This is a genomic window from Bordetella genomosp. 1 (assembly GCF_002261335.1).
Taxonomy (GTDB): domain Bacteria; phylum Pseudomonadota; class Gammaproteobacteria; order Burkholderiales; family Burkholderiaceae_B; genus Bordetella.
This window is the reverse complement of the sequence record NZ_NEVL01000001.1, coordinates 651,885-666,187: the sequence shown is the minus strand read 5'-3', so window position 1 is coordinate 666,187 and position 14,303 is coordinate 651,885. Positions and strand designations below refer to the sequence as shown.

General features: G+C 71.2%; 16 protein-coding genes. 10 read left to right on the top strand and 6 right to left on the bottom strand.

The genetic code is table 11. The features are described 5' to 3' along the window. Positions 1-75 precede the first annotated feature (75 nt). The 8 genes from mpl (at position 76) to CEG14_RS03015 (ending at position 8,658) form a co-directional block, all read left to right on the top strand. On the top strand, positions 76-1,452 hold the full coding sequence (gene mpl, locus CEG14_RS03050; RefSeq protein ID WP_094824866.1) for a UDP-N-acetylmuramate:L-alanyl-gamma-D-glutamyl-meso-diaminopimelate ligase: 1,377 nt from the start codon (positions 76-78) through the stop codon (positions 1,450-1,452). 18 nt (positions 1,453-1,470) lie between these two features. Continuing rightward, entirely contained in the window at positions 1,471-2,076 is a 606-nt protein-coding gene (locus CEG14_RS03045) for a YqiA/YcfP family alpha/beta fold hydrolase (RefSeq protein ID WP_094824865.1), read from the top strand. Between the two features lie 53 nt (positions 2,077-2,129). After that, positions 2,130-4,016, top strand: coding sequence for a ribonuclease catalytic domain-containing protein (locus tag CEG14_RS03040; RefSeq protein WP_094824864.1), 1,887 nt, complete (start codon positions 2,130-2,132; stop codon positions 4,014-4,016). Positions 4,017-4,061: 45 nt separating this feature from the next. Then, on the top strand, positions 4,062-4,961 hold the full coding sequence (locus CEG14_RS03035; RefSeq protein ID WP_179280536.1) for an energy transducer TonB family protein: 900 nt from the start codon (positions 4,062-4,064) through the stop codon (positions 4,959-4,961). Next, complete coding sequence (gene aroE / locus CEG14_RS03030) at positions 4,958-5,824, top strand: shikimate dehydrogenase (RefSeq protein WP_094824862.1); 867 nt, start codon at positions 4,958-4,960, stop codon at positions 5,822-5,824. The genes CEG14_RS03035 and aroE overlap by 4 nt, the downstream gene beginning before the upstream one ends. Positions 5,825-5,829: 5 nt before the next feature. Beyond that, on the top strand, positions 5,830-6,567 hold the full coding sequence (gene mtgA, locus CEG14_RS03025) for a monofunctional biosynthetic peptidoglycan transglycosylase (protein WP_094824861.1): 738 nt from the start codon (positions 5,830-5,832) through the stop codon (positions 6,565-6,567). Between the two features lie 82 nt (positions 6,568-6,649). Further along, on the top strand, positions 6,650-7,828 hold the full coding sequence (gene lptG, locus CEG14_RS03020; protein WP_094824860.1) for an LPS export ABC transporter permease LptG: 1,179 nt from the start codon (positions 6,650-6,652) through the stop codon (positions 7,826-7,828). Further along, positions 7,825-8,658: a symmetrical bis(5'-nucleosyl)-tetraphosphatase gene (locus CEG14_RS03015; protein ID WP_094824859.1), complete on the top strand. Its 834-nt coding sequence runs from the start codon at positions 7,825-7,827 to the stop codon at positions 8,656-8,658. The genes lptG and CEG14_RS03015 overlap by 4 nt, the downstream gene beginning before the upstream one ends. A gap of 67 nt (positions 8,659-8,725) precedes the next feature. Here the strand turns inward: CEG14_RS03015 and CEG14_RS03010 are convergent, their stop codons facing one another. The 6 genes from CEG14_RS03010 to CEG14_RS02985 form a co-directional block, all read right to left on the bottom strand. After that, a complete protein-coding gene (locus tag CEG14_RS03010) occupies positions 8,726-9,466 on the bottom strand; it encodes a lysophospholipid acyltransferase family protein (protein ID WP_094824858.1) in 741 nt (246 codons plus the stop codon). Further along, on the bottom strand, positions 9,463-10,554 hold the full coding sequence (locus tag CEG14_RS03005) for an amidohydrolase family protein (protein WP_094824857.1): 1,092 nt from the start codon (positions 10,552-10,554) through the stop codon (positions 9,463-9,465). The genes CEG14_RS03010 and CEG14_RS03005 overlap by 4 nt, the downstream gene beginning before the upstream one ends. After that, positions 10,554-11,387, bottom strand: a complete 834-nt coding sequence (locus CEG14_RS03000) for a hypothetical protein (RefSeq protein ID WP_094824856.1) — start codon at positions 11,385-11,387, stop codon at positions 10,554-10,556. Before CEG14_RS03000 ends, CEG14_RS03005 begins: the two co-directional genes overlap by 1 nt. Then, positions 11,387-11,788 (bottom strand): Holliday junction resolvase RuvX, encoded by a 402-nt coding sequence (ruvX, locus tag CEG14_RS02995; protein WP_094825266.1) that lies wholly within the window; start codon positions 11,786-11,788, stop codon positions 11,387-11,389. The genes CEG14_RS03000 and ruvX overlap by 1 nt, the downstream gene beginning before the upstream one ends. Further along, complete coding sequence (locus tag CEG14_RS02990) at positions 11,781-12,383, bottom strand: YqgE/AlgH family protein (protein ID WP_094824855.1); 603 nt, start codon at positions 12,381-12,383, stop codon at positions 11,781-11,783. Before CEG14_RS02990 ends, ruvX begins: the two co-directional genes overlap by 8 nt. A gap of 89 nt (positions 12,384-12,472) precedes the next feature. Then, entirely contained in the window at positions 12,473-12,637 is a 165-nt protein-coding gene (locus CEG14_RS02985) for a rubredoxin (RefSeq protein ID WP_003814980.1), read from the bottom strand. A gap of 157 nt (positions 12,638-12,794) precedes the next feature. Between CEG14_RS02985 and CEG14_RS02980 the strand changes: the two genes are divergently transcribed. Then, positions 12,795-13,616, top strand: a complete 822-nt coding sequence (locus tag CEG14_RS02980) for a bifunctional hydroxymethylpyrimidine kinase/phosphomethylpyrimidine kinase (RefSeq protein WP_255032082.1) — start codon at positions 12,795-12,797, stop codon at positions 13,614-13,616. After that, positions 13,613-14,293, top strand: a complete 681-nt coding sequence (thiE, locus tag CEG14_RS02975; RefSeq protein WP_094824853.1) for a thiamine phosphate synthase — start codon at positions 13,613-13,615, stop codon at positions 14,291-14,293. The genes CEG14_RS02980 and thiE overlap by 4 nt, the downstream gene beginning before the upstream one ends. Positions 14,294-14,303: the final 10 nt, after the last annotated feature.

Below are 14,303 nucleotides of genomic sequence, written 5' to 3'. Positions count from 1 at the left end.
GGCGCCGCATCTGCCGAGTCCCGCCGTGCCGGGCAGCCGGCGCGCAAGCCTCTACAATGCGGGCAGGAGATTCGTATGCACCTGCACATTCTTGGTATTTGCGGCACGTTCATGGGCGGCCTGGCGCTGATCGCGCGGGCGGCCGGGCACAAGGTCACGGGCTGCGACGCCGGCGTCTATCCGCCGATGAGCACGCAGCTGTCCGAACAGGGCATCGACCTGATCGAGGGCTTCGGCGCCGAGCAGCTCGCGCTCAAGCCCGACCTGTTCGTGATCGGCAATGTGGTGAGCCGCGGCAACCCGCTGATGGAAGCCATCCTGAATTCGGGCGCGCGCTACGTCTCGGGTCCGCAATGGCTGGGCGAAAACGTGCTGCCGGGCGCGCACGTGCTCGCGGTCGCCGGCACGCACGGCAAGACCACCACCAGCTCGATGCTGGCCTGGGTGCTGGAGCATGCGGGCCTCGCGCCCAACTTCCTGATCGGCGGCGTCGCCAACGACCTGAAGGTCTCCGCCCGCTTCGATCCGGCCGTGCGGCCCTTCGTGATCGAGGCCGACGAATACGACACCGCCTTCTTCGACAAGCGCTCCAAGTTCGTGCACTACCGTCCCCGCACGGCGGTGCTGAACAACCTGGAATACGACCACGCGGACATCTTCCCCGATCTCGCCGCGATCGAGACCCAATTCCACCATCTCGTGCGTACCATCCCATCGGAGGGTCGCATCGTGCTGCCCACCGACTCGCCGGCGCTGGATCGCGTGATTGCGCGCGGATGCTGGTCGGAAACGGTACGGTTCGGCGCGGATGGCGCCTGGAGCGCCGGCGAACCCGATGATGACGGCGCCTTCGAGGTGTTGCGCGCGGGCAAGCCGGCAGGCACTCTGCGCTGGACGCTCAGCGGCGCGCACAACCGCATGAACGCCCTGGCCGCGCTGGCCGCGGCCGAGCATGCCGGCGTGGACGCGCCCGCCGGGATCGAGGCGCTGTCGCGCTTCGGCGGCGTGAAGCGCCGCATGGAGCTGCGCGGCACCGTGGGCGGCGTGCGGGTCTACGACGATTTCGCGCACCACCCCACCGCGATCGACACCACCATCGCCGGGCTGCGCCGCCAGGTCGGCGATGCCCGCATCCTGGCCGTGCTCGAGCCCCGCTCCAACACGATGAAGCTGGGCACGATGGCGGCCCGGCTGCCCGAGGCGCTCAAGGGCGCGGACCTGGTGTTCTGCTTCGGCGCGCACGAGGGCAAGCACGCGCTGGGCTGGGACCCGGCCCAGGTGCTGGCCCCGCTCGGCGCGCGCGCCTCCAGCCATGACGATCTCGGCGAGCTGGTGAACGCGGTCGTGGCCGCCGCCCGGCCGGGCGACAACGTGCTGGTGATGAGCAATGGCGGCTTCGGCGGCGTGCACGGCAAGCTGCTCGACGCGCTGGCCGCCCGCGCCGGCGCCTGAACACCCGGAAACGCACTTATGACCTCCGCCCGCATCCTCTACCTGCACGGTTTCCGCTCCTCGCCCGACTCGTTCAAGGGCCGGCTGATGGCGCAGGCGATGCAGGCGCGCGGCCTGACGCGGCAGTGGTCCGGCCCGCAACTGCCGGCCAGCCCGGCCGAGGCCGCGGCGCTGATCGCGGCCGAGGCGGCCCGGTTGCTGGTGCCGGATGGCGACCCCGCCGACCTCACCGTGATCGGCTCGTCGCTCGGGGGCTATTACGCCACCTGGGCGGCCGAGCGGCTCGGGTGCAAGGCGGTGCTGTTGAACCCGGCCGTCCATGCGGCGCGCGACCTCGCGACCCAGGTCGGCGAGCACCGCATGTATCATTCCGACGCGCCTTTCATCTTCCGCCCCGAGTACGTGGACGAGCTGAAGGCGCTGGACGTGGCGGAGATCACCCGCCCCGACCGTTATTTCCTGATTGCCGCCACCGGCGACGAGGTGCTGGACTGGCGAGAGATGCGTGACCGCTTCCGCGCTTGCCGCCAGCGCATCATCGAAGGCAGCGATCACGGCCTCTCGGATTTCGCAGATCACCTCGACGAGGTGCTTGATTTCGCGCTGGCCAGCCCCCACCGATAACACCCGCCTCAAGACACAGCGCGCGGCCCGCCCGGCCCGATGGACCCCTCAATATGTACGTGTTTTACGAAGATGACGGCAGTTTCAAGGCCGGCAAGATCATGTCGGAGACCGACGCCAGCCTGCAGGTGGAGTCGGAGTCGGGCAAGCGCAGCAAGATCAAGCGCAACAGCACCCTCTTCAATTTCGCCTCGCCCGACCCCGCCGCGCTGATGAGCCAGGCCCAGGTCATGGCCGAGGACATCGATCTGCAATTCCTGTGGGAATGCGCGCCGCAGGAAGAGTTCGACTCGCCGGCGCTCGCCGCCGACTACTTCGGCCACGCCCCGAACGCGGTGGAGCAGGCCGCCATCCTGATGCGCCTGCACGGCGCACCGGCCTACTTCCATCGCCGCGGTCGCGGCCAGTATCGCCCCGCCCCGCCCGACATCCTGGCCGCCGCCCTGGCCGCCATCGAGAAGAAGCAGCGCCAGGCCGAACAGCAGGACGCCTGGGTCGACCAGATGGCCGCCGGCCAGCTGCCCGAGGAAATCGCGCAGATGGCCGAGGCGCTGGTGGTGCGGCCCGACAAGAACACCATGCAGTGGAAGGCGCTCGACGCCGCCTGCGCCCGCCTGCAGAAGAGCCCCGAGCGGCTGCTGCTGGACCTGGGCGCCTGGCCGCATCCGCTGGCCCTGCACAAGCGCCGCTTCCTGGCCGTGAACTTCCCGCGCGGCGTGGGCTTCCCCGACGTCGAGATCCCCCCGATCGAGCGCGAGCTGCCCCTGGCCGACGCCGAGATCTATTCGGTGGACGACGTGACGACCACCGAGATCGACGACGCGCTGTCGGTCACTCCGCTCGAAGGTGACCTGGTGCGCATCGGCATCCACGTGGCGGCGCCCGGCCTGTCGGTGACGCGCGGCGGCGAGCTCGACAAGCTGGCGCGTGCCCGCCTGTCGACCGTCTACATGCCGGGCGACAAGATCCCGATGCAGCCGGACAACGTGATCCAGGCTTTCTCGCTCGACGCCGGGCGCGAGGTGCCCGCGCTCTCGCTCTATGTGACCGCCGACCTCGCCACCGGCGAGATCAGCGCCACCGAGACCCGCCTCGAGCGCATCGTGGTGCGCGAGAACCTGCGCCACAACACGCTCGACACCGAGATCACGGAGGCGGCGCTGGCCGATCCGGACGCACCCCTGCCCTACGGCCACTGGCTGCGTCCGCTGTGGCGCCTGGCCCAGCACCTGAGCGCCCAGCGCGAGGCGGTGCGCGGCAAGCCCGAAAACAACTCGCGCGTCGAGTACAGCTTCTATCTCGACGGCAACCCCGACGATCCGGACACCATCGTGCGGCTGGTGCCGCGCCAGCGCAATGCCCCGCTGGACCGCATGGTGGCCGAGTACATGATCCTGGCCAACAACACCTGGGGCGGCCTGCTGCACCAGCACGGCGTGCCGGGCATCTACCGCTCGCAACAGGCCGGCCGGGTGCGCATGAGCACCCAGGCGCTGCCCCACGAGGCCATCGGCGTGCCGCAGTACGCCTGGAGCACCTCGCCGCTGCGCCGCTACGTCGACCTGGTGAACCAGTGGCAGCTCATCGCCGCCGTGGAGCACGGCGTGTCGGCGCGCCTGGTGGCGCCGTTCAAGCCCAAGGATGCCGACCTGTTCGCCATCATCGGCGCCTTCGACGCGCAATACACCGCCTGGGCCGAGTTCCAGAGCGCGATGGAGCGCTACTGGGTGCTGCGCTGGCTCAAGCAGAACAACGTCACGCGCTGCGTGGCCCACGTGCTGCGCGAAGACTTGGTCCGATTGGGCAACGCCCCCCTGGTCACCCGGGTCGGCGGCCTGCCCGAGCTCGAACGCGGCACCGCCGTCGAGATCGACATCCTGGGCAGCGACGAGCTCACGCTCGAGATCGACTGCCGCTACCTCGGCACGGTCGAGGCCTGATGGCGGGGCGCCGGCGGTCGCATGGCTGGGGCTAAAATCGGCAGCGTGCAACGCTCCCGATCCCCGTCCTCGCCGCCGGGTCGCTTCTGGCGCTGGCTGGGCGCTCCCGCCCAGCACTATCTGCTGGTCGCCACGGCCATCTCCCTGTTGGTGCACGCCGGCCTGCTGGCGTGGCGCTGGGGCGCGAGCGCGCCCGCCCGGCCCGTGCCGGCCAGCCTCGAGGTGGCGCTGGTCAATGCCCACACGCCCACCGCGCCGGTGCAGGCGCAGGTGCTGGCCCAGACCGACGTCGATGGCGGCGGCAATGCCGAGCGCGGCCTGGCCACCACCCCGCTGCCGCGCACCGGCGACTCCCCCGACACCATCGTGCTCGAGGCCATGCGCCAGCGCCAGGCCCAGCTCGAAGCCGAACAACTGCGCCTGCTCACGCAGCTGCAATCGCGCGACGCGGGCGCGACCGAGCGCACCCCGGTGCATCCCTGGGACGAGTCGTCCCAGCCGGGCGACGCGCCGCAGGACCAGCCCGGCGTGGTGCAGAACGCCCAGGTCGCCGCGCTGGCGGCGCGCGTGCAGGCCTACAACGCCCAGCCGCGCCGCAGCTTCGTGGCGCCCTCCGCGCAGGCCTCGCCCTACGCCGCCTATCTCGACGCCTGGCGCACCCGGGTGGAAACCATCGGCACGCAGCATTTCCCGGACCAGGCCCGAGGCAGGATCTATGGCAAGCTGCGTATCACCGTGATCGTGCGCGCCGACGGCACGCTCGCCGGGTTCGACATCGACCAGCCCTCGGAACACGCCGTGCTGAACCAGGCGGCGCGCCGCATCGTGCAGCTCGCGGCGCCCTTCGCGCCCTTCCCGCCCGACATCGCGCGCACCACCGACGAGCTCGTGATCACGCGCACCTGGCATTTCGTCAACGACACTCTGGAAACCTCCGCGCCATGACCCAGGACTCCGCGATTCCGCTCTACGCCGTGGTGGGCAATCCCATCGCCCACAGCCGCTCGCCGCAGATTCATGCCGTGTTCGCCGAACAGACCGGCGTGGCGCTGCGCTACGACCGGCTGCTGGCGCCGGTGGACGGCTTCGCGGCCACGGTGCAGGCCTTCATGGACCAGGGCGGCGCCGGGCTCAACGTGACCGTGCCGTTCAAGCAGGAGGCCTATGCGCTGGCGCGCCACCACCTCAGCGATCGCGCGCGCCTGGCCGGCGCGGTCAACACGCTGTGGTGGCGCGACGGCGAGGTGTACGGCTGCAACACCGACGGCGTGGGCCTGGTGAGCGACCTGCGCCGCCTCGGCGCCCGCCTCGACGGCGCCAGCGTGCTGCTGGTGGGCGCCGGTGGCGCCGCGCGCGGCGTGCTGCAGCCGCTCGCCCAGGCTGGTTGCGCGCGCATCCGGGTCGTGAACCGGACCGCGGAACGCGCCCGCGAGCTGGTCAACGACTGGAACGTGAACGGCGCGCTCGCGGCCACCGGCATCAGCGCGGGCACCCTGGCCGAGGCCGGCCGGGAGGGCGGCTGGGACGTGGTGATCAACGCCACCGCCAGCGGCCTGACCGGCGCCGCGCCGGACCTGCCGCCCGGCCTCTATGCGCCGGACGCGCTGGCCTACGACATGATGTATGGCGCCCACCCCACCGCCTTCCTGCGCCAGGCGCACGCCGACGGCGCCGCGCTGACGGCCGATGGCCTGGGGATGCTGGTCGGCCAGGCGGCCGAGAGCTTCTATCTCTGGCACGGCGTGCGGCCCGACCCCGCGCCGGTGCTGACCCAGCTGCGGGCGGCGCTGCTGGCGCAGGAGGCCTGAGCGGCATGGCTGCCGCCCGCTCGTCCCGCGGCCGAGGCCTGAACTGGTGGCGCGTGTCCACCGCGATCGTGATGGGGCTCGCCTGCCTGTTCATCCTCTATCAGCTGTGGATGTTCTGCATGGTGGTCTGGTATGCGTACCGCGAGCCGGGCAGCTCGGCCATCATGCGCCAGGAGCTCTCGCGCCTGCGAGAGCAGGACCCCGAGGTCAAGCTCGAGTACACCTGGGTGCCCTACGACAAGATCAACCGCAATCTCAAGCAGGCGGTGATCGCGTCGGAAGACGCCAACTTCACCGAGCACGACGGCGTGGAGTGGGATGCCATCCGCAAGGCCTGGGAATACAACCAGAAGCAGGAGTCGAGCGGCAGCGCGCGCGTGCGCGGCGGCTCCACCATCACCCAGCAGCTCGCCAAGAACCTGTTCCTGTCGAGCTCGCGCAGCTACGCGCGCAAGGGCCAGGAGCTGATCCTGACCTTCATGATCGAACGGGTGATGAGCAAGGAGCGCATCCTCGAGCTCTACCTCAACGTCGCCGAATGGGGCGTGGGGGTGTTCGGTGCCGAGGCCGCGGCGCGGCATTACTACAACACCAGCGCGGCGAACCTGGGCGCGGCCCAGGCGGCCCGGCTGGCCGCGATGCTGCCCAATCCCCGCTACTATGACAAGCATCGCTACACCGGCTACCTGAACTCGCGCACCGCCACGCTGCAGCGGCGCATGCGCATGGTGGAGATCCCCTGAGGGGCCGGGCGTGGCTCTTATTTGTTAAGCTGTCGTGTTTTACGCGTCACCAAGAAAGCGCGTCCCACCGGTTCCTCGATTCATGCGTACTGCCCGCCGTTACCTGGCCCGCGAGATCTATCGCTCCTGCGCAGTGGTCCTTCTGGCCCTGCTGGGGCTGTTCACGTTCTTCGCGCTGGTCGACGACCTCGACAGCGTCGGGGAAAAGTTCAGCATGTGGGCACTGTTCTACATGCAGGGCCTGGCCCTGCCCACGCGCCTCTACGACCTGCTGCCCATCGGCCTGCTGATCGGCGCCATCCTGGCGCTCGCCGGCCTGGCCCAGCGTAACGAACTCGTCATCCTGCGCGTCTCGGGCGTGAGCGGCATGCGCCTGATGCGCATGCTCTGGCTCATCACGATCCCGCTGATGATCGGCGCGACCCTGCTTTCCGAATTCGTCACCCCGATCGCCGAGATCAAGAGCGGCGAAGCCTCCCTGACGCTGCGCGGCAAGGCCGGCGGCGGCCGCCTGAACAGCGGCTACTGGTTCAAGGAACCCACCGGCTCGGGCGGCACGCGGGTGATCAACATCAAGACGCTGCTGGGCAATGGCGAGGTGAAGGACGTGACCTTGTTCGAGCTCAAGCCCAATCTCGAACTGCAGAGCCTGGCCCAGGCCAGCGACGGCCGCTTCCAGGATGGCGACCTGGTGCTCACCAACGTCACCGAGACCCGCATCGACGCACAGGCCGCCGAGGCGCTCGCCAACGGCAAGCCGCCCGAGCGCCCGCCCGCGTCGGTGGTGAAGGTGCCCGACCTGCGGCTCGACACCACGCTCAACGGCGAACGCCTGCTGGCGCGCGTGCTGACACCGGAACGCATGTCGCTCGCCACGCTGATCGACTACATCGATTACCTGCACAACAACCAGCTCCAGGCCGACCGCCAGGTGGTCGCGCTGTGGCGCAAGTTCGTCTACCCGTTCACGCTGCTGGTGATGATCACCATCGCCGCGCCGATCGGCTTCATGCAGACGCGCCGCGGCGGCGTCGGTGCCAAGGTCTTCATCGGCATCCTGCTCGGGGTGGCGTTCTTCATGGTGAACCAGCTCGCGCTCAACGTCGGCATGCTCAACCGCTGGCCGCCCTGGCTCACGGCGCTGGGCCCCAACGTCGCCGCGCTGACGCTCGCGCTCGGCGCGCTCATCCTCATGGAATACCGCCACGCGATCTCGCGCTTCATGGAGCGCCGCTGGCCCTGGAGAAAAGTCCCGGTATGACAGGCAGCATCTGGATGATTGGCGATGTGCAGGGTTGCTGCGCATCGCTGGATCAATTGCTCGCCCACCCCGACGTGGCGGCCGACCCCGACGCGCGCTTCTGGTTTGCGGGCGACCTGGTCAACCGCGGCCCGCAGTCGCTCGAGACCCTGCGCCGCATCATCGCGCTGGGCGATCGCGCCGTCTCGGTGCTGGGCAACCACGACCTGCATCTGCTGGCCGCGGCGGCCGGGGTGCGCAAGCCGTCCAAGTCGGACACGCTCGACGAGATCCTGCGCGCGCCCGATGCCGCCGACCTGATCGACTGGCTGCGTCATCGGCCGCTCGCGCACTTCGAGCACGAGCACCTGATGGTGCATGCCGGCGTGCTGGCCAAATGGGACGTGGAAAAGGTGCTGGCGCTGGCCGACGAGGTCCAGCGCGCGCTGCGCGGCCCCAACTGGCAGAAGGCCCTGCAGAAGATGTATGGCAACGAGCCGGCCAACTGGAAAGAGGATCACAAGGGCGGCAAGCGCCTGCGCGTGATCATCAACGCCCTCACCCGCATCCGCCTGTGCACGCCCAACGGCCACATGGAGTTCGCCACCAAGGTGGCGCCGGGCGCCTGGCCGGCCGGCCTGGTGCCGTGGTTCGACGTGCCCAACCGCGCCACGCGCGACGTGACCATCGTGTTCGGACACTGGTCCACGCTCGGGCTGCTGGTGCGCCCCCACCTCGTCTGCCTCGACACGGGCTGCGTGTGGGGCGGCTCGCTCACCGCGCTGCGGCTGCACGACCGCAAGCTGGTGCAGATCCGCTGCGCCCAGTCGCAGGATCCGCGCGGCGAATGAACACCGCGGCGCGACGCTGAAAAAAAAACCACGGCGTGCCGTGGTTTTTTCTTGGCGCGGCGCCGCGTCAGAGGCGTTCGAGAATGGCGGCGCGCGCGGCGCGCGACACCTCGAGGCGGGTGAACGGCTTGCCGTCGGCGTGATGGGTGTCGAGCGCCGGCAGGAACACCACCTCGACCGAGATGCCGGTGGCGCCGAGCACGCGCCAGAGATTGGCGACCAGGGTTTCTTCGCCCACGAAGGCCGCGAAACCGCTGCGCTCGCCGTGGTGCTTGAAGCGCAGCACCACGGGCTGCACGGCCACGTCGGCCACGCGCGCCGGCTCGAACAGGCTGGCGTGGAACGGCCGCAGGTCCAGGCCCTCGGTGGTGGTGCCTTCGGGAAACAGGCCGACCGCCTCACCGCGCGCGAAACAGGCCTGGATCGATTCGCCCATGGCATGCACGGCGTGGCGCTGGGTGCGCTCGATGAAGAGCGTGCCGGCCCCGGCCGCCAGCCAGCCGATCACCGGCCAGGCGCGGATCTCCGCCTTGGCCACGAACGAGGTGGCGCGCACCGCGTTGACCACGAAGATGTCGATCCAGGAGACGTGGTTGGCCACCCAGAGCACGGCGCCCTGCAGGCGCGGCTCGCCGCTGATGTGCATCCGCACGCCGCACATGCGCATCAGCACGCGCGACCAGAAGCGATTGAGCGCGGCACGTCGGTTGCCGTCGAGCACCCGGTACACCAGGCTCACGCACAGCAGGCCGAAGAGGATCCAGGGCAACACCAGCGCCACCCTGGCAATGAAACGCAGCAGTTTCAAAACGAGGTCTCCCAGGCCGGATGCCCACCCACCCAGGTGGCACACACGCGACCGGGCTGCATCATACCCGCGAACGGTGTCGCGGCAATGCCTGCGCCCGGCGCGGCCGGCGGCGCCAGCCAGTCGTCGTCGAGGTCGGCCAGGCACAGGTCGGCCGGCGCGCCCACGGCGAGCCGGCCGCCCGCCAGCCCGGCCAGCGCGGCCGGGCCGCTGGTGACGCAGGCCAGGGCCCGGGACAGCGGCAGGCCGCTGTCGCGCGCCCATTTATAGGCCAGCGAGAACAGCAGGCCCGCGCCCGCGGCGCCGGGCACGGTCTCGGCGAAGGGCGCGAGCTTGTCGTCGGGGCCGAGCACGGTATGGTCGGAGACCAGCGCGGCGATCGTGCCGTCGGCCAGGCCCTGCGCCAGGGCCATGCGATCCCGTTGCGTGCGCAACGGGGGCCGCAGGTGGCAGTGGGCGTCGTAGAAGCCGATGTCGAGCTCGGTGAGATGGAGATGGTTGATGCCGATGTCGCAGCTCAGCGGCAGCCCCTCGGCGCGCGCCTGCCGCACCTGCGCCAGCGCAGCCGCCGTGGACAGCCTGGCCAGATGGTGTGGCTCGCGGCCGGTGCGCACGGCGGCGATCACGCGCTGCACGGCGGCGACCTCGGCGGCCTCGGGCAGGCCGGCCAGGCCCAGCCGGGTGGCATAGGCGCCGGCCGCCACCACGCCCGCGCCGAAGGCCGGGTCGTGCGGCCGCAGCCAGGCCACGCCGGCGGGCGGCGCATGGATGCGCGGCAGGCCGCGCGCCGCCACCCGCATCGGGTCGGGCGACACCACGGCCGTCACGCCGCCGCGCGCCGCGGCGGCCAGGTGGGCCCGCGCATCGGCGGCATCGGCGGGCAGGCCGAACCCGAGGTCGACCAGGCCGGGCAACAGGGCGCGGCCGCGCGCATCGATGACGCGCGCCGGCGCCGCAGCGGCCACGGCAGGCACCTCGCCCAGCGCCGCGATCACGCCATCGCGGACCCACAGCGCGCCGGGGCGGTCGAGACCGCTGCCGGGATCGATCAGGCGCGCATTGACGACCAGGAAGGACGCGGCGCTCATCAGGCGCCCTCCTGCCAGGACGCGAGCAGCGCCGACAGCACGGCGGCGCAGGCGGCGGCATCGGGCGCCGGCAGCACCCGCGCGCCGGGCCGGGCCCGCGCCAGTCGCTCAGGCGTGAGCGCCCAGCCGGAGGCCGCGCCCACGCAGGGCAGCGGCACGATCACGTCGGCGTCGGCCACGCCGCTGTCGGCGTCGGGCCAGGCATGCAGGCCCAGCGCGGCCACGCCCTCGGGCAGCAGGGATGCGGGCGCCACCGCGCGCAGCTGCGGCGCGCCCAGCGTCGTGAGCGCGTGCACCAGCGAGCGGGCCGCAGGCGCGTGGTTCAGGTCGCCCACGAAGGCGACGGTGAGTTCGGTGAAGCCGCCGTGCGCGGCCTGGATCGACAGCAGCGCGGCCAGCGCGGCGACCGGATCGGCATGCGGGCCGTCACCGCCATTGACGATGCGCAGGCCCGGTGGCGCGAGCCGCGCGGCCAGATGCGCCGCGCCGCTGGCACGGTCGCGCAGCACCAGCGTGCCGATGCCGCGCGCCGGCAGGCCGCCGAGCCAGTCCGGCAGGGTGCGGCCGCGCGGCAAGGCGGGCGCGCCCGGATCGGCCAGCGCCATGCCCCGCTGCGCCGCCGCGCGCGCGCAGGCGTCGTGCAGCAGCGGCGCGGGCGGGTCGGCCAGGAGCGCCAGCGCGCCAGGCGCCGGCGCGGCGGGGCCGGCAGCGGCCGGCTGGGCGAGAAGCCGTGCGGCGCGCGCGAGCAGCGGCTCGAGCAGGCGGCGCGGCAATCCTTCGGTGGTGAGCAGGTGCGCCAGCGCGCCCCCGCGGTCGAGCTGGGGGTTGAACATCAGACCTGCGGCAAGGCGTCGAAGTAGCGTTGCAGGATCACGGCCGCGGCCATCGCGTCGTCGGGCGCGTGGGTGCCCAGCAGGCGCTGCGCCTCCATGCTGGAGCCGCGCTCGTCGACCAGCTCGACGCAGACGCCGAAGCGGCCATGCAGCTGGTTGGCGAAGCGCCGACAGCGCAGCGTGGCGGGCTGGTCGGAGCCGTCGGTGTTGAGCGACAGGCCCACGACCACGCGCTGCGGCTGCCATTCCTTGAGCAGGGCCTCGATGCGGCCGAAGCGCACGTCGCGGCGCTCGTCGAAGATGATCTCCAACGGGCGCGCGTGCCGCGTCAGCGTGTTGCCGATCGCGATGCCGATCTTCTTTTCGCCGAAATCGAACGCGAGCAGGGTTTCTTCAAGCATGCCCGGCGTCACCGGCAAGCATCACCGGATCGATGCCCAGCAGCTTGAGCGCCGCGGGATAGCGTTCGTCGACGGGCGTGTCGAAGATGATGCTGGCGTCGGCATCGACGCTCAGCCAGGCGTTCTGTGCCATCTCGCTTTCGAGCTGGCCCGCGCCCCAGCCGGCGTAGCCGAGCGTGACCAGCATGCGCTGCGGGCCGTTGCCGTCGGCCACCGCCTGCAGCACGTCGCGCGAGGTGGTGAGCGCGATCTCGCCCAGGCGGATGCTCGAGGTGTAGTCGCCCGCCGGCGCGTGCAGCACGAAGCCCCGGTCGGTCTGGACCGGACCGCCGAAGAAGACGAGATCGTCGGACACGGGACCGATCTCCAGCGTGAGGTCGATGCGTTCGAACAGCGAGCCCAGCGTGAGGTCGGTGGGGCGATTGATGACCAGCCCGAGCGTGCCGCGCGGCGTGTGCTCGCAGACGAAGATCACGGTGCCGGCCAGCGCGCCCTCGACCATGCCGGGCATGGCCAACAGGAACTGATTGGAGAAATCGGCCGCCAACGCGGCTGCGTCGTCGGCATCGGATTCGGAGCGAGTGTGTTCGGTCATGGCAAACCCCTGGAAGGGCAATCTGAGCGGGCACCCGCAATTTTTGCGCCGGGCCGCCTGCGCGGGCGGCCGGCCACGAGCCGCGGGGCTCAGATCTCCATCAGTTCGAAATCTTCCTTGCGTGCGCCGCATTCGGGACAGACCCAGTTCGGCGGCACATCTTCCCAACGGGTGCCGGGAGCGATTCCCTCGTCGGGCAAGCCAGCCTCCTCGTCGTAAACCCAGCCACAGATAAGACACATCCAAGTACGCATAGTTCTCTCTAGCCTTGCACCGACGGACCCAGGAGCGGGCCAATCGCGGAAAGCATCCATTAGAATGGGCATATCTTACCGAAACCCAATGGGGTTACTTCCTGATTCAACGCAAATCAGGAGGAACTGCCCCACGTTGCGCGCTGTTCAGGTTCAATTGGCCCCTCCCGCCCCCCCTCTCGTCCTCGTTCTCGGCCCGTTCGATCCCACGGGCACCGACGGGCTGCCCGCCGACGCCGTCACGTGTGCCCGGCTCGGCTGTCATGCCCTGGCCGCAGCCACCGCGCTGACGGTCCAGGACACCGCCGGCATCGAAGAAATCCACCCCGTCTCGCCCGAGCTGCTCGACGACCAGGCGCGCTGCCTGCTCGAAGACATGCCGGTGCAGGCCTTCAAGGTCGGCGGCCTCTACACCGCCGAAGGCGCCAGCGTGGCCGCGCAGATCGCGGCCGACTACAGCCAGGTGCCGCTGGTGCTGCACCTCGGCCCGCGCGCCCTGCTGCCCGAAGACCAGGAGCAGCAGGATGACGCCGACGACCTGCTGGCCGCCACCTTCGAGCTGGTGCTGCCCCAGACCGACCTGGTCGTGGTCGAACACATGCGGCTCGCCCAATGGCAGGCCGATGGCGCGATCGACACGTCCGGCTCGCCCACCCCGGCGCACGCGCTGCTGGCCGGCGGCGCCCAGTGGGCGCTGGTGCTGGGTCACCCGACCCGCCCCGGCCACTACACGCAGCTGCTGGTCGGCCCCGGCGGCCAGACCGTCAACCTGCCCTGGACCGCCCCGCCCGACCGCAATGCCGACACCGGCGGCGTGACCGCCACCGCCGCCGCCGCCCTGCTGGCGCAAGGCCTGGAGATGCCGCAGGCGGTCGAACAGGCGCTGCTGCATGCCGACCAGGTGCTGGCCGCCAGCTTCCTGCCCGGCATGGGCCGGCGCGTGCCGCACCGCCACGTCGACGGGGGCCAGGCCGGATGAAACCCTTGCGCTTTCCCGCCGGCCTCTACGGCGTGACGCCCGACTGGGCCGACACCGCGCGCCTGCTCACCGCCGTGCGCCAGGCCGCCGAGGGCGGCATGCGCGCGCTGCAGCTGCGCCGCAAGAACGCCAGCGCCGACGAGCGTGCCGCGCAGGCGCGCGCGCTCGTGCCGCTGTGCCGCGACCTCGGCGTGGTGCTGATGATCAACGACGACTGGCGCCTGGCGCTGGACGTCGGCGCCGACGGCGCCCACCTGGGCCGCGACGACGACGCGCTGGCCGAGGTCCGGCGCGAGGCCGGCCCCGACCTGCTGCTGGGCGTGTCCTGCTACAACGACCTGGCACGGGCGCGCGAATTGCTGGCCCAGGGGGCCGACTACATCGCGTTCGGCGCGGTGTTCGCCTCGCCCACCAAGCCGCAGGCGGCCCAGGCGCCGCTGGCGCTGCTGACGCAGGCCGCCCAGCTGGCCGAGGCTTGCCCGGCGCCGCGTCCCGGCGTGGTGGCGATCGGCGGCATCACGGCGCAGAACGCGCCGCTGGTGGCCCAGGCCGGCGCCGACAGCATCGCCGTGATCACCGGCCTGTTCGAAATGCCCGACATCCGGGCGGCCGCGCGTGCCTGCGCCGCCGCCTGCGCGAGCGCCCGCGCCCAGCCGCCGGCCGCCCCCCAACCCTGAACCGATGAGC

Bases quoted from the DNA above. Each gene is read 5' to 3' on its own strand.
- CEG14_RS03005 (WP_094824857.1), bottom strand. From the start codon at position 10,554: ATGAGCGCCGCGTCCTTCCTGGTCGTCAATGCGCGCCTGATCGATCCC.
- lptG (WP_094824860.1), top strand. From the start codon at position 6,650: ATGCGTACTGCCCGCCGTTACCTGGCCCGCGAGATCTATCGCTCCTGC.
- CEG14_RS03000 (WP_094824856.1), bottom strand. From the start codon at position 11,387: ATGTTCAACCCCCAGCTCGACCGCGGGGGCGCGCTGGCGCACCTGCTC.
- mpl (WP_094824866.1), top strand. From the start codon at position 76: ATGCACCTGCACATTCTTGGTATTTGCGGCACGTTCATGGGCGGCCTG.
- ruvX (WP_094825266.1), bottom strand. From the start codon at position 11,788: ATGCTTGAAGAAACCCTGCTCGCGTTCGATTTCGGCGAAAAGAAGATC.
- thiE (WP_094824853.1), top strand. From the start codon at position 13,613: ATGAAACCCTTGCGCTTTCCCGCCGGCCTCTACGGCGTGACGCCCGAC.
- CEG14_RS03040 (WP_094824864.1), top strand. From the start codon at position 2,130: ATGTACGTGTTTTACGAAGATGACGGCAGTTTCAAGGCCGGCAAGATC.
- aroE (WP_094824862.1), top strand. From the start codon at position 4,958: ATGACCCAGGACTCCGCGATTCCGCTCTACGCCGTGGTGGGCAATCCC.
- CEG14_RS03045 (WP_094824865.1), top strand. From the start codon at position 1,471: ATGACCTCCGCCCGCATCCTCTACCTGCACGGTTTCCGCTCCTCGCCC.
- CEG14_RS02990 (WP_094824855.1), bottom strand. From the start codon at position 12,383: ATGACCGAACACACTCGCTCCGAATCCGATGCCGACGACGCAGCCGCG.
- CEG14_RS03015 (WP_094824859.1), top strand. From the start codon at position 7,825: ATGACAGGCAGCATCTGGATGATTGGCGATGTGCAGGGTTGCTGCGCA.
- mtgA (WP_094824861.1), top strand. From the start codon at position 5,830: ATGGCTGCCGCCCGCTCGTCCCGCGGCCGAGGCCTGAACTGGTGGCGC.
- CEG14_RS02985 (WP_003814980.1), bottom strand. From the start codon at position 12,637: ATGCGTACTTGGATGTGTCTTATCTGTGGCTGGGTTTACGACGAGGAG.